Genomic DNA, 14,113 nt, shown 5'->3' with positions numbered 1-14,113 from the left:
GCTACGTGGCTTGTTACAGCCAGTCTCGCCGCTTGAAGGAGGCATACAGCGTCAGCGAGACCGCGACGATTGCGATGCTGGAGAAGATCACGCCGCCCTCGTGCCCGAAACCGGGAAAGGGCACGTTCTGGCCGAAGTACCCCGTGATGGCCGTGGGCACCGCGATGATCGCGGCCCAGCTCGTCACCTTCTTCATCACCAGGTTCATGCGATTGCTCTGGATGCTGAGGTTCGTGTCGAGGATCGTCGACACCAGGTCACGCAGGCTGTCGGTCTGCTCGATCACCCGCAGCACGTGGTCGTAGACGTCCTGGAAGTACGGACCCATGTCAGGGGCGAACTTGGTGTCGTCGCGTCGCAGCAGGGTGTTCAGGATCTCGCGCATCGGGTTCACGACGCGGCGGAGGGTCACGAGGCTCTTGCGCAGGGCGAACGACCGGCGCTGGATCTCCATCGTCTGCTGCTTGATGTCGAAGAGGTTCTCCTCGAGCCCGTCGATCGCGTCGTCGAGGGCGTCGGCGGTGTCGTACTGGTTGTCGACGATGCGGTCGAGGAGTCCCCAGACGAGAAAGGCCACGCCCTTCGACGAGAGGTCCTTGTTGTCGTCCCAGGTCTTCATCAGCTGGGTCGCGTCGAATCCCTCGTCGTGGATCGTGACCATCGCCCGCTTGGTGATGAACGCCTTGACCTCGTGCGTCGCCATGGTGCCCGAGTCCTGATCGAAGGCGACGTTGTACATCACCGCGAACAGGAAGTTCTCGTACCGGTCGAGCTTCGGTCGCTGGCTGGGCTCGAGGGCGTCCTCGATCGCGAGCTCATGCAGGTTCATCTCGTCGCCGACCTTGTCGATGTCGGCTTTGGTCGGATTCACGAAGTCGACCCAGATCATGCAGTCGTCGGATTCGAGGTAGTCGCTGACGTCGTCGATGGCGAAGTCTTCGCCGACGAGTTCGCCGGCGCGGTAGGCGCGGGTGCGGTGCATTCCGCGATCGTAGCCCGGCGCTCCGGTGCGAATTTGCGAGCGATCCTATCGACGCACCCCTGCACGGCAGTAACGGGTGAGAACGCCGCCGCCGATCGCTCTCAAATTATCGATGTGCAGGACGCACTCCTCGGGTCGGGCATCTCCCCGGCCTCTGCGTCTTCACCGCCATCCGGGCGGCGTTCGGGCACTGACGCGGGGCAGACTGAAGCGATGAGCTTTGTCAAGACCCGGCCCGACGCACCCGACGGCTTCTTCGAGGCCGAGGCGGTGGGGCTCGAGTGGCTCGCCGAAGCCACCGCAGACGGGGGAGCGCGCGTCGTGGGCGTCGACGAGGTCGCACCCGGCCGCATCGCCCTCGAAGAGATCCATGAGGCGCGGCCCACCGTTGACGCGGCGCGCGCCTTCGGCACCGCACTCGCCGTCACGCACGCCGCCGGAGCCGCCGCCTTCGGCGCACCGCCCACCGGCTGGAGCGGCCCCACCTTTATCGGCAGCCGCCCGATGCGAACCGACCCGAAGTCGACCTGGGGCATCTTCTACGCGCAGCAGCGCGTCCTGCCGTACGTCGAAATCGCCGTCAAAGCCGGAACAGTCACCGAGACCGAAGAGCGCAGGATCCGAGACACCTGCGACGCGATCTCACATGGAGCGTTCGATGACGGCGAGGCGCCCGCAAGGCTTCACGGCGACCTCTGGGCCGGCAACGTGCTCTTCTCGGCCGGCGGCGTCGTCCTCATCGATCCTGCAGCGCACGGCGGCCACCGTGAGACCGATCTGGCGATGCTCGCGCTCTTCGGGTGCCCGTTCCTCGACGACCTCCTCGCGGCGTACGACGATGCTGCGCCGCTTCGTGCGGGCTGGCAGGAGCGGGTGCCGCTGCACCAGCTGCACCCGCTCGCGGTGCACGCGGCCGGTCACGGCCGGAGCTACGGGGTCGCGCTGGCCCGAGCCGCCGACGCGACCCTCGATCTGCTCTCGTAGCCTGCGGGGCTCGGCCCGTCGGATCCTGCCCGCTCGCAACGACGCTGAACCGACCGGTTCGACCCGCTGATAGCCTTTGAGCGCCCGGGGCGAAGCCCCCGAGAGATCGAGCGGAGCACCTCTTCACCATGTCTGACCAGGCCGAACACCCCGCCACTGAGCCGACCACCGGCGAGACCTACGGTTTCGTCGTCGTCTCGAACCGCCTTCCCGTCGACCACACCGTCGACGAGAACGGCGACGTGAAGTGGGAGCACTCTCCTGGCGGGCTCGTCACCGCGCTGGAGCCCGTCATGCGCGTCAACGACGGCGCCTGGATCGGCTGGGCCGGCAAGCCCGACCTCGAGTTCGAGCCCTTCGAGAACGACGGCATCAACGTCGTGCCGGTACCTCTCAGCGCCGAAGAGGTCGAGCGCTACTACGAGGGATTCAGCAACGACACCCTCTGGCCGCTCTACCACGACGTCATCTCGGCGCCGACCTACCACCGCGTCTGGTGGGAGTCGTACGTCAAGGTCAACCGACGCTTCGCCCAGCGTGCCGCCGAGGTCGCCGAGCAGGGTGGTGTCGTCTGGGTGCAGGATTACCAGCTTCAGCTCGTGCCGCAGTACCTCCGCGAACTGCGCCCCGATCTGACCATCGGCTTCTTCAACCACATCCCGTTCCCTCCCCTCGGCATCTTCTCGCAGCTGCCCTGGCGCGAGGCGATCCTGACCGGCCTGCTCGGGGCCGACGTGATCGGGTTCCAGCGCGCCGACGACGCCTCGAACTTCTCCCGGTCGGTTCGTCACCTCCTGGGCTACGCGACCACCCGCCCCTACATCGACGTGCCGGTCGACGACGAGTCGGCCCCGCTCGAGCGACGCGGCAAGAAGGTGCGCCGGGTGCTCGCGAAGCAGTTCCCGATCTCGATCGACTCCGCGGGCTACGAGGCGCTGTCGCGGCGCCCCGATATCCAGGCTCGGGCGCGGGAGATCCGCGAGGGTCTCGGCAACCCCAAGACGGTGATCCTGGGCGTCGACCGCCTCGACTACACCAAGGGCATCCGCCACCGCATGAAGGCGTTCGGCGAGCTCCTCCACGACGGCCGTCTGGATGTCGAAGACGCAACCCTCGTGCAGGTGGCCTCACCGAGCCGTGAGCGGGTGGCCGCTTACATGGAGCTCCGCGACGAGATCGAGCTGACCGTGGGGCGCATCAACGGCGACTTCGCGACGATGAGCCACACCGCCATCAGCTACCACCACCACGGCTACCCGCGCGAAGAGATGGTCGCGCTCTATCTCGCGGCCGACATCATGCTCGTCACGGCCCTTCGCGACGGCATGAACCTCGTCGCCAAGGAGTACGTGGCTGTGCGCCACGACAACGACGGTGTGCTCATCCTGAGCGAGTTCGCCGGTGCGGCCGACGAGCTGCGAAGTGCGTTGTTGATCAACCCGCACGACATCGGCGGCCTCAAGAACACGATCATGCGCGCCATCGAGATGCCGAAGCGCGACCGGGTCACGCGTATGCGCGCCCTCCGCCGCCGTGTGCTCGACAACGACGTCGCCGCCTGGTCGGCGAAGTTCTTGGAGGCGCTGGCCGATGTGCGGCCCGGCCATCGCGTCGCCGCTCCACCGAAGGGCACCGAGGTGGCGTCGAACGACGCCGCATCGACCGACGGCTCGGCCTCGTCGGAGCCCGCAGCATGAGCGCCGTGACGCCAGACGCCGCCTCGACCCCGGCCGAATCCTCCGACACCGCTTTCGCTGACGCCCTCGGCATTCTCGCGACGGCCCCGCGCCTCCTGGTCGCGCTCGACTTCGACGGCACCCTCGCCCCCGAGGTCGATGCGCCGCTCCACGCGCGTGCTCTTCCCGAGGCGCACGAGGCCATGCTCCGTCTGGCCGGACTGCCCGAGACGCACGTCGCCCTCGTCTCCGGTCGTGCTCTCGATAGCCTGATCGAGGTCTCGGAGGCGCCCGACTCGATTTTGCTGGTGGGCTCGCACGGGGTGGAGTACCGCGTCGACGGCGATGCCGAGGTCGGGCTCGACGACGACGAGCAGGCTCTCCGGGCCGAGCTCCAGACGATCCTCACTGAGGTCGCCGCTCCCTTCGACGAGGTCCACGTCGAAGAGAAGCCCGCCGGGTTTGCTCTGCACACTCGGCTCGCCGACGCCGAGGTCACCGCCACCGTCGAGCGAGAGGCTCGGCGTCGCGTCGCCGAGACGGCCGCCGGAGCCACCGAGCGGGCGGGCAAGAACGTACTCGAATTCGCAGTTCGCAGTGCCTCCAAGGGTGACGGCCTCGATCGACTTCGCGAAATGACGGGTGCAACGGCGATCTTCTTCGCGGGCGACGACGTGACCGACGAAGACGGATTCCGCGCTCTGACGGCCACCGACTTCGGCCTCAAGTGCGGCCCCGGCGAGACGGCGGCGGGCTACCGGGTAGCCGATCCGGCTGCTGTGGCTCACGTGCTGGCCGACCTTGCCGAGCTGCGCGCGCACCTCGGTCGCTCCTAGCCTCCGCCCGCCTCGCCGGCCGCCGGAGGGCGTCCAGCGTTGGCTGTCGGCGGTCTGCTCTCCGGGCGGCAACGCCTCCCGTGCCGAGAGTGCCGAAGTGGGGGTCTTCGACGGCCTTAGGGCCCCATTCGGCCACTCTCGTCGTGCTGCAGGCCCGGTAGCGGGCGCCCTCGACAATCTTGACCTAATAACGCCAAGCGTTACTATTGAGACGTGATCCAATCCTTCTCCACCACCGAGACCGAGCGGGTCTGGCGTCGCGTCCGGGCAGCGCGACTCGGCCCTGATCTTCAGAGGATTGCCCACCGAAAGCTGCTGATGCTCGATGCCGCAGAGCTCCTCAACGACCTCCGAGTGCCGCCCGGCAACCGGCTCGAGCAACTGAGAGGCGATCGAGCCGGCCAGCACAGCATCCGGATCAACGACCAGTACCGAATCTGCTTCGTCTGGAGCGACCAGGGGCCGGGCGACGTTGAGATAACGGACTACCACTGATGAAACCAACCCGTCACGACATCGAGCCGAGGAGCGAGCGATGACCGAGATCCACGCACCCATCCACCCGGGAGAAATTCTCCTGGAGGAGTTCCTGGCACCCCTCAAGATCAGCCAGTACCGTCTCGCGAAGACGGTTGGGGTCCCGCCCCGCCGCATCAACGAGATCGTCCACGGCACGCGCGGCATCACTCCCGACACGGCCCTCCGCCTCGGAAGGGCCCTTGGCACCACGGCACGCTTCTGGCTGAACCTCCAGACGAGATACGACCTCGACATCGCGACAGAGTTGCACCGCGACGAACTCGTCGGCATCGTCTCCCTCGTCGGGGCCTGAACAATCCTCGGAGTAGCCCCCGAAACAGCCCGCAAAAGCGCACAATCGACCCATGGACGATCGTCGTCGTGACCTCGAGCGCCGGGTTTACGGCCAAGCAGCGCCCGACCCGGCCGATGTCGCGGAGCTGAACCGCCTGCTCGGCGGCACGTCCGTGACGAAGCAGGCAGCCCAGGATCCTGCGCTCGCCCCCGCCGAAGGCGACGCCGGGGGGCAGCACGAGCCTCTGGCCCGCCCCGCTCGCGCCTGGCTGGCCGGGGGAGCGGTGGCCGTGATCGCCGCCGCCCTCATCGGGGCCGGCGTGTCGCAGTCCATTCGTGCCGCAGGCACCGGCGACAGTCCGGGCACCCCCGTGTCGAGCGCCGTTCAGCGGGCGAGCGCGGCCGACGGTGCCGTCGCCGAAACGCTCGGAGGCGAGTACTTCGACCAGGTGCAGACGAAAGGCGACATCCCCGACGTGACCCTGCCCCGCATCGACGCCTCGAGCACGCGGCGCGTCTTGGCGCAGTGGGGCCAGTCCGACGACGGGGCCGGCATCTGGGTCGCCCGGGGCACCGATCGGTCGTACTGCCTCGTCTTGAGCGTCGGATCCACGCGCGGAGCCAGCTCGTGCACGCCGCGGGCCCAGGCTGCGGCGACGGGCGTGCGCCTCGATCTGATCACGGCCGGTGGCGCCTCGATCTCTGCGCGGTGGAACATTTCCGCTGGGATCCTCGAGGTCTCGCCGTTCCCCGCCGGGCAGAAATCGCCGGAGTCCGTCGACCTCTCGGCCACGCCGCAGGCGAGCACCCACGTCACCCTCGACACGAGTTCAGGCGCCATCGTCGTCCGGTCCGGTGCGCCCTCGACGAAGCCCTAAACTGAGCGACATGTCTGAGAACTTCACGGCCAGGGCTTCTGACGACGGCGTCGACGCGGCAGCTACCGACGCGGCACCTACCGACGCGGCACCTATCGACATCAAGCCCCGCAGCAGAGACGTCACCGACGGCATCGAAGCCACCACCTCGCGGGGAATGCTCCGCGCGGTCGGAATGGGCGACGCCGACTGGGAGAAACCGCAGATCGGCATCGCCTCGTCGTGGAACGAGATCACGCCCTGCAATCTGTCGCTCAACCGTCTCGCCCAGGGTGCCAAAGAGGGCGTCCACTCGGGCGGCGGCTACCCGCTGCAGTTCGGCACGATCTCCGTCTCGGACGGCATCGCTATGGGCCACGAGGGCATGCACTTCTCGCTCGTCTCGCGCGAGGTCATCGCCGACAGCGTCGAGACCGTGATGATGGCCGAGCGTCTCGACGGATCGGTCATGCTCGCCGGCTGCGACAAGTCGCTCCCGGGCATGCTCATGGCTGCGGCCCGTCTCGACCTCGCCAGCGTATTTCTCTACGCCGGATCGATCGCCCCCGGCTGGGTCAAGCTGAGCGACGGCACCGAGAAAGACGTGACGATCATCGACTCGTTCGAGGCGGTGGGCGCGGCGAAGGCCGGCACCATCTCGGAGGAAGACCTCTACGCCATCGAGTGCGCGATCGCCCCGGGCGAGGGCGCCTGCGGTGGCATGTACACGGCCAACACGATGGCCTCGGTCGCCGAAGCCCTGGGTATGTCGCTTCCAGGATCCGCTTCGCCGCCCTCCGCCGATCGTCGCCGCGACTACTTCGCCCACCGCTCGGGCGAGGCCGTGGTCAACATGCTTAAGAAGGGCATCACGGCGCGCGACATCCTCACCAAAGACGCCTTCGAGAACGCGATCGCCGTTGCTATGGCATTCGGCGGCTCGACCAACGTCGTTCTCCACCTGCTTGCGATCGCCTACGAGGCCGAGGTCGAGCTGACCATCGACGACTTCAACCGCATCGGCGACAAGGTGCCTCACATCGGCGACCTCAAGCCCTTCGGCAAGTACGTCATGAACGACGTCGACCGCCACGGTGGCGTGCCCGTCGTCATGAAGGCACTGCTCGACGCCGGTCTGCTGCACGGCGACTGCCTCACCGTCACCGGCAAGACCGTGGCCGAGAACCTGGCCGACATCAAGCCGAAGCCGCTCGACGGCGAGGTGCTCCGCACCCTCGACAACCCGATCCACCCGACCGGCGGACTCACGGTGCTCAGCGGATCCCTTGCTCCCGAGGGCGCCGTCGTCAAGACCGCCGGGTTCGACGCCGAGGTGTTCGAGGGCCCAGCTCGTGTCTTCGAGCGAGAGCGTGCCGCGATGGACGCACTTACCGAGGGGCGTATCGCCAAGGGCGACGTGGTGATCATCCGCTACGAGGGTCCGAAGGGCGGTCCTGGCATGCGCGAGATGCTCGCCATCACGGCCGCAATCAAGGGCGCTGGGCTCGGCAAAGATGTACTACTGTTGACGGACGGACGATTCTCAGGCGGCACAACCGGCCTGTGCATCGGCCACATAGCACCCGAAGCGGTCGACTCCGGTCCGATCGCATTCGTGCGCGATGGTGATCTGATTCGGGTCGATATCGCAGCTCGTTCGCTTGACCTACTCGTCGATGCAGCAGAGCTAGAAGCCCGCCGTGACGGCTGGGCACCTCTGCCTCCCGTGTATACCCGGGGGGTCCTCGCCAAGTACGCACGCCAGGTGAGATCCGCAGCAGAGGGCGCCGTCACCTACTGACGCCCCGTCGTCGCCTGACACTGCCCGGGCGGGCAGCCTCTCGTCAATCACCAGCTCCCAAGGAATCGGCACCGATGCCTCCAGAAATCAGCCCCCTGCCCACGGCCCCGGCGCGCACGCGTCCGGCCGGCCCCGAGATCCTGACCGGTTCGGGCGCGATCCTCCGCTCGCTCGAGAAGCTCGGCGTCACCGACGTCTTCGGTCTGCCCGGTGGGGCGATCATCCCGTTCTACGACGAGCTGATGGCCTCGACGACGATCCGACACATCCTCGTGCGCCACGAACAGGGCGCCGGCCACGCCGCCGAGGGCTACGCCTCGGCCTCCGGTCGGGTGGGCGTCGCGATCGCGACCTCCGGCCCCGGTGCGACGAACCTGGTGACGGCGATCGCCGACGCCTACATGGACTCGGTGCCGCTCCTCGCCATCACCGGCCAGGTGTTCTCGACCCTGATGGGAACGGACGCCTTCCAGGAGGCCGACATCGTGGGCATCACGATGCCGATCACGAAGCACTCGTTCCTCGTGACCAAGCCGGAAGACATCCCGGCGACCCTCGCGGCCGCGTACCAGATCGCCTCGACCGGCCGTCCCGGCCCGGTGCTCGTCGACATCACCAAAGACGCCCAGCAGCTGAAGGCACCGTTCGTCTGGCCCGAGTCGGTCGACCTGCCCGGCTACCGCCCGATCACGAAAGCGCACGGCAAGCAGATCACGGCGGCCGCCCAGATGCTGGCCGAGGCCAAGCAGCCGGTCTTCTACGTCGGGGGAGGAGTGATCCGCTCCGGTGCGTCCGCCGAGCTCAAGACGCTCGTCGAGGCCACCGGCGCTCCCGTCGTCACGACCCTCATGGCGCGGGGAGCTTTCCCCGACACGCACCAGCAGCACCTCGGCATGCCCGGAATGCACGGCACCGTGCCCGCCGTCCTCGGGCTCCAGGAGAGCGACCTGATCGTGGCTCTGGGTGCGCGGTTCGACGATCGCGTCACCGGCAAGGCCGACCTGTTCGCGCCGAACGCGAAGGTCGTCCACGTCGACATCGACCCCGCCGAAATCTCGAAGATCCGTATCGCCGACGTGCCGATCGTGGGCGACGCCCGCGAGGTCATCATCGACCTCACGGCGGCCTTCGCCGACGCGACCTCGGGCGGCCAGCCCGACATCTCCGCGTGGTGGACGCGCCTCAACTCGCTTCGCGAGCAGTTCCCGCTCGGCTATACCGAGCCCGATGACGGACTCCTCTCTCCGCAGAAGGTCATCCAGCGCATCGGTCAGCTCTCGGGCCCTGAGGCTGTCTACGCCTCGGGGGTCGGTCAGCACCAGATGTGGGCCGCCCAGTTCATCGAGTACGAGCGCCCGCACGCCTGGCTCAACTCGGGCGGCGCCGGCACGATGGGCTACTCGGTGCCCGCCGCGATGGGCGCCAAGGTCGGCCAGCCCGACCGCGTCGTCTGGGCGATCGACGGCGACGGCTGCTTCCAGATGACCAATCAGGAGCTAGCCACCTGCGTCATCAACGACATCCCGATCAAGGTCGCGATCATCAACAACTCGTCGCTCGGCATGGTGCGGCAGTGGCAGACGCTCTTCTACGAGGGCCGCCACTCGTTCACCGACCTGAACACCGGCCACGAGACCAGGATGGTCCCCGACTTCGTGAAGCTGGCTGACGCCTACGGTGCGCTCGGCATCCGGGTCACCCGCGAAGACGAGATCGACGCGGCGATCCAGCTCGCTCTCGCCACCAACGACCGCCCGGTCGTGATCGACTTCGTCGTGAGCCGCGACGCCATGGTCTGGCCGATGGTTCCGCAGGGCGTCTCGAACTCCGAGATCCAGCACGCGCGCGAACTCGCCCCCGAGTGGGACGACGAGGCGCCGGGTACCAGTGCGTCCGACACTACCCGCGACGGCGACATGACAGGAGAGCACGCATGAGCCACGTCCTTTCGCTGCTCGTCGAAGACAAGCCGGGTCTGCTGACCCGTGTCGCGGGGCTGTTCGCCCGTCGCGGCTTCAACATCGAGAGCCTCGCCGTCGGCAAGAGCGAGATCCCCGGCCTCAGCCGCATCACGGTCGTCGTCGACGTCGAGGAGCTCCCGCTCGAGCAGGTCACGAAGCAGCTCAACAAGCTGATCAACGTGATCAAGATCGTCGAGCTCGACTACTCGCAGTCGGTTCAGCGCGAGCACATGCTGATCAAGGTGCGCGTCGACAACAACTCTCGCTCCCAGGTGCTCGAGGCCGTCAACCTCTTCCGCGCCAGCGTGGTCGATGTGTCGACCGACGCCCTGGTGATCGAGGTCACCGGCGACACCGGCAAGACGACGGCTCTGCTCCGCGTGCTCGAGCCCTACGGGATCAAAGAGATCTCGCAGTCGGGCTTGCTCGCGATCGGTCGCGGTGCCAAGAGCATCACCGACCGCGTGTTCAAGAACTAGCAGTACCCAGCTGTTCTCGAACCAGACCAGATCTTCTCGAACTAGAACTGCTTCACCCAACACAAGGAGAACCACGAACGTGACTGAAATCGTCTACGACAAAGATGCCGACCTCTCGATCATCCAGGGCAAGAAGGTCGCTGTCATCGGCTACGGCTCGCAGGGTCACGCGCACGCGCTGAACCTCCGCGACTCCGGCGTCGAGGTCGTCATCGGTCTGAAGGAGGGCTCGAAGAGCCGCGCCAAGGCCGAAGAGGCCGGATTCCAGGTGCTCACTCCCGACGCGGCGTCCAAGTGGGGCGACGTCATCGTGATCCTCGCGCCCGACCAGGTGCAACGCCACGTCTACAAAGACGACATCGCACCGAACATCGAGGCCGGCAACGCCCTCGTCTTCGGCCACGGCTTCAACATCCGCTTCGGCTACATCGAAGCTCCCGAGGGCATCGACGTCGTTCTCGTCGCCCCCAAGGGCCCGGGTCACACCGTCCGCCGCGAGTTCGAGGCCGGCCGCGGCGTCCCTGTGATCGTCGCCGTCGAAGAAGACGCCACCGGCTCCGCCTGGGATCTCGCCTGGTCGTACTCCAAGGGCATCGGCGGCCTTCGCGCCGGCGGCATCAAGACCACCTTCACCGAAGAGACCGAGACCGACCTCTTCGGTGAGCAGGCCGTCCTCTGCGGTGGCACCTCGCAGCTCATCCAGTACGGTTTCGAGACCCTCACCGAGGCGGGCTACCAGCCGCAGATCGCCTACTTCGAGGTGCTGCACGAGCTGAAGCTCATCGTCGACCTCATCTGGGAGGGCGGCCTCGCCAAGCAGCGCTGGTCGGTCTCCGACACGGCCGAGTACGGCGACTACGTCTCGGGCCCCCGTGTGATCACTCCCGACGTGAAAGACAACATGAAGGCCGTTCTCGCCGACATCCAGTCGGGTGCCTTCGCGAAGCGCTTCATCGACGACCAAGATGCCGGCGCCCCCGAGTTCAAGTCGCTCCGCAAGAAGGGCGAGGAGCACCCGATCGAGGCCACGGGCCAGGAGCTCCGCGCGCTGTTCGCCTGGAAGCAGCAAGACTCCGACTACGTCGACGGTTCCGCCGCGCGCTAGTTCCTTCCAGTCAGTTGTGACAGAAACGACACCGCTTTCGGGCCGAGACACCGGCGATCACCGGTATCTTCGGCCGAAGGCGGTGTCGTTTTGCTGCGCCTCACCCGTGCGATGATCGAAGGATGGTTGTGAGCAAGAAAGCCGTCCACTTCGGCGCCGGAAACATCGGCCGCGGATTCATCGGCCAGTACCTCCAGGCCAGTGGGTACGAGGTCGTCTTCGCTGACGTCAACACCGAACTGGTCCGCACTCTCAACTCGACCCCGTCGTACGACGTCCACGCCATCGGCGGCGACTCCGATAACACCACCACGGTCAGCGGTTACCGCGCGATCGACAACCGGCTCGACGAGGCCGGGGTCGTGCACGAGATTTCAACAGCCGACATCGTGACGACTTCGGTGGGGCCGAGGATCCTGCCCTCCCTGGCATCGCTCCTCGCCCGCGGTCTCGCTCAGCGCCCCGCGCACCTGCCCCCGCTCACCGTGATCGCGTGCGAGACCGCCATCGGCGCCTCGTCCACCCTCGCCGCCGTCGTGGGGCGGATCCACGACCACGGCGAGCAGTTGGTCCGCGAGCGGGCGGTTTTCGCGAACTGCGAGATCGATCGAATCGTGCCCGAGCAGACTCCGGGCCTCGACGTCACCATCGAGTCGTTTGCCGAATGGATCGTCGATCGGGGGGCGTTCGGTGACGCCGAGCACCCGACGATCGACGGCGTCACCTGGGTCGACGACCTCGAGCCGTTCATCGAACGCAAGCTCTTCACCGTCAACACGGCTCACGCTGCGGCCGCCTACTACGGCTGGTCGCACGGGATCGCCAGCATCCGTGAGGCTCTGGCTGCGCCCGACGTGCACTCCGAGGTGCTCTCGGTGCTGGCCGAGACGAAGACGCTGCTCGTCGCGAAGTACGGCCTCGATCCGGCCGAGCAGCAGGCGTACATCGATCGGAACCTCGAGCGCATCGCCGACCCGCACCTGCCCGACACGACCGGGCGTGTCGGCCGCAACCCCCTCAGCAAGGTCAGTCGTCACGAGCGGCTCGTCGGGCCCGCGGCTCAGCTCGCCGAGCGTGGGCTTCCGTTCGATGCACTGGTGCGCGCTGTCCGAGCGGCGCTCGACTTCGACGTGCCCGACGACGTCGAAAGCCGAGAGCTGCAGTCGCTGCTCCGCTCGGGTGCCGGTGCTCCGCTTCTCGCCGAGACCCTGACCGGCGTGTTCCCCGGCCATCCGCTCTTTCCCGCTCTCGTCGACGCGGTGGCCGACCGGGTCGCGGCGAGGGTTCCCGCATGAGCCGCCCCGACCAGGTGGGCTCTGAGCCGGTCGAGTCCGAGCCGGTCGACTCCGACGACGAGGCATTGAGCTGGGGCACGTCGAGCGACAAGAGCTACGTCGAGGGCCCCGTGGGTTCCCGTGCGGCTACCGCCCCCGATGACGAATACGACGACGAAGAAGACGACGACGAACTGCCCGAGGGTGTGCTCTCGTCGGGCATGCTCGTGGCACACGGAGTCTTCGGTGCTCTTCTGCTGCTCTACACGGTGGCCTGGCTTCGCGGTGTCGGCAGCGTCCAGCCGTCGTTCGACAGCACCCTCGCCGCGGTGATGTGGCGCATCGGCACCTGGCTGGCCGTCGCCGCACCGGCCATCTGGTTCGCCGCGACCGTGTGGCTGGTCCCGACGACTCGATCGCGCACCAGAATTCTGTCGTTCATCGCGGCCGTCGTGATTCTCGTTCCGTGGCCCTTTGTGATCGGAAACCTCCTGTGAGCAGCACCACCGACACCGACGCTCTGGAAGTCCAGCCCACTGAAGAAGCCTCGCCCGGCTTCGCCGGCTTGGCGATCCTGTTCACCGTCACCGCGCTGATCTTCGCCTGGAGCGTCTGGGCAGCGGTAGGCAACCTGATCCAAGTGCCGGCGCTCTTCGACCAGTACCGGTCGTTCGTCACGCAGAACGGTGCCGGCGAGCTCGCCAAATCGACGCCGTGGCCCGCGCTCATCGCGACCCTGCTCCTGCCGGTGCTCGGGTGGGGTGCCGCGTGGTGGCTGGGTCGGGGTCGCGGCCTGCGGGCTCGCATCGTGTTCTTCGTCGTCGCGTATGCCGGGGTCTGCGCGCTGACGGTCAGCCTGACGAGCTACGTCTTTCGGGCATCGTCCGTGCTCTGACGCTCCTGAGATCAGGTTGCGCTGGCGCTAAACGCGGGTGCGCGCCTCCTGTGTTCAGGTGCACGGGTGCCTGTTCAGGTTGAGCGTCCCCCTACGTTGCCTTTGCAGGACCCGCCTCCCGGTCGGATCCTGAACTCCGGTACGACGCCACCTCCCTTCTGAATTCAGGAGACCTGGGCCGCGCCTCGCACCAGAAGGCAGGATCCGAGGCGCCCCGGCCACGGCGGTCGTCGCGATCCAAGAGACGCGCGGCCCACGGCTCGCCTGAACAGGTGCACGGAAGTGAACGGCGGAGATCCCTTTGAAATGGCCGGAGCGAATATGGTCCGGCCACGCTGGGCATGCACTGCGGATTCCCAGGAATGGCGTCGTGCCGGGGTCGGGTGGCCCGGATCCTCGTGGCCCCGTGGCTAGGGTGGAACGACTTCCACCCCGCAAGCGTTAGGATTC

14 protein-coding genes are annotated in these 14,113 nt (G+C 67.3%); 13 read left to right on the top strand and 1 reads right to left on the bottom strand.

Going from position 1 to position 14,113, the window contains the following annotated elements:
• Positions 1-13: 13 nt before the first annotated feature.
• Positions 14-982 (bottom strand): magnesium transporter CorA family protein, encoded by a 969-nt coding sequence (locus tag ASF54_RS03660; protein WP_055958937.1) that lies wholly within the window; start codon positions 980-982, stop codon positions 14-16.
• A gap of 213 nt (positions 983-1,195) precedes the next feature.
• Between ASF54_RS03660 and ASF54_RS03655 the strand changes: the two genes are divergently transcribed.
• From ASF54_RS03655 to ASF54_RS03595, 13 genes are all read left to right on the top strand, one after another.
• Positions 1,196-1,966, top strand: coding sequence for a fructosamine kinase family protein (locus ASF54_RS03655; RefSeq protein ID WP_055958934.1), 771 nt, complete (start codon positions 1,196-1,198; stop codon positions 1,964-1,966).
• Between the two features lie 128 nt (positions 1,967-2,094).
• Positions 2,095-3,663: an alpha,alpha-trehalose-phosphate synthase (UDP-forming) gene (locus ASF54_RS03650; protein ID WP_055958932.1), complete on the top strand. Its 1,569-nt coding sequence runs from the start codon at positions 2,095-2,097 to the stop codon at positions 3,661-3,663.
• Entirely contained in the window at positions 3,660-4,478 is an 819-nt protein-coding gene (gene otsB / locus ASF54_RS03645) for a trehalose-phosphatase (protein ID WP_055958929.1), read from the top strand. The genes ASF54_RS03650 and otsB overlap by 4 nt, the downstream gene beginning before the upstream one ends.
• Before the next feature lie 213 nt (positions 4,479-4,691).
• On the top strand, positions 4,692-4,973 hold the full coding sequence (locus tag ASF54_RS03640; protein ID WP_055958926.1) for a type II toxin-antitoxin system RelE/ParE family toxin: 282 nt from the start codon (positions 4,692-4,694) through the stop codon (positions 4,971-4,973).
• A 40-nt stretch (positions 4,974-5,013) separates the two neighbouring features.
• A complete protein-coding gene (locus tag ASF54_RS03635; protein ID WP_055958923.1) occupies positions 5,014-5,310 on the top strand; it encodes a HigA family addiction module antitoxin in 297 nt (98 codons plus the stop codon).
• 52 nt (positions 5,311-5,362) lie between these two features.
• Positions 5,363-6,169, top strand: coding sequence for a hypothetical protein (locus ASF54_RS03630; RefSeq protein WP_055958921.1), 807 nt, complete (start codon positions 5,363-5,365; stop codon positions 6,167-6,169).
• 10 nt (positions 6,170-6,179) lie between these two features.
• Entirely contained in the window at positions 6,180-7,949 is a 1,770-nt protein-coding gene (ilvD, locus tag ASF54_RS03625; RefSeq protein ID WP_235480924.1) for a dihydroxy-acid dehydratase, read from the top strand.
• Between the two features lie 74 nt (positions 7,950-8,023).
• Positions 8,024-9,886 (top strand): acetolactate synthase large subunit, encoded by a 1,863-nt coding sequence (locus ASF54_RS03620; protein ID WP_084815917.1) that lies wholly within the window; start codon positions 8,024-8,026, stop codon positions 9,884-9,886.
• Positions 9,883-10,389, top strand: a complete 507-nt coding sequence (ilvN, locus tag ASF54_RS03615) for an acetolactate synthase small subunit (protein ID WP_055958918.1) — start codon at positions 9,883-9,885, stop codon at positions 10,387-10,389. Before ASF54_RS03620 ends, ilvN begins: the two co-directional genes overlap by 4 nt.
• Positions 10,390-10,468: 79 nt before the next feature.
• On the top strand, positions 10,469-11,494 hold the full coding sequence (ilvC, locus tag ASF54_RS03610) for a ketol-acid reductoisomerase (protein ID WP_055958915.1): 1,026 nt from the start codon (positions 10,469-10,471) through the stop codon (positions 11,492-11,494).
• Between the two features lie 122 nt (positions 11,495-11,616).
• On the top strand, positions 11,617-12,789 hold the full coding sequence (locus ASF54_RS03605; RefSeq protein WP_055958911.1) for a mannitol-1-phosphate 5-dehydrogenase: 1,173 nt from the start codon (positions 11,617-11,619) through the stop codon (positions 12,787-12,789).
• Positions 12,786-13,265, top strand: a complete 480-nt coding sequence (locus ASF54_RS03600) for a hypothetical protein (RefSeq protein WP_055958909.1) — start codon at positions 12,786-12,788, stop codon at positions 13,263-13,265. The genes ASF54_RS03605 and ASF54_RS03600 overlap by 4 nt, the downstream gene beginning before the upstream one ends.
• On the top strand, positions 13,262-13,663 hold the full coding sequence (locus ASF54_RS03595) for a hypothetical protein (protein WP_055958906.1): 402 nt from the start codon (positions 13,262-13,264) through the stop codon (positions 13,661-13,663). The genes ASF54_RS03600 and ASF54_RS03595 overlap by 4 nt, the downstream gene beginning before the upstream one ends.
• Positions 13,664-14,113: the final 450 nt, after the last annotated feature.

Source organism: Frondihabitans sp. Leaf304 (assembly GCF_001423105.1).
Lineage (GTDB): Bacteria > Actinomycetota > Actinomycetes > Actinomycetales > Microbacteriaceae > Frondihabitans.
The sequence above is the reverse complement of the archived record's forward strand: the minus strand, read 5'-3'. Positions and strand labels throughout refer to the sequence as shown.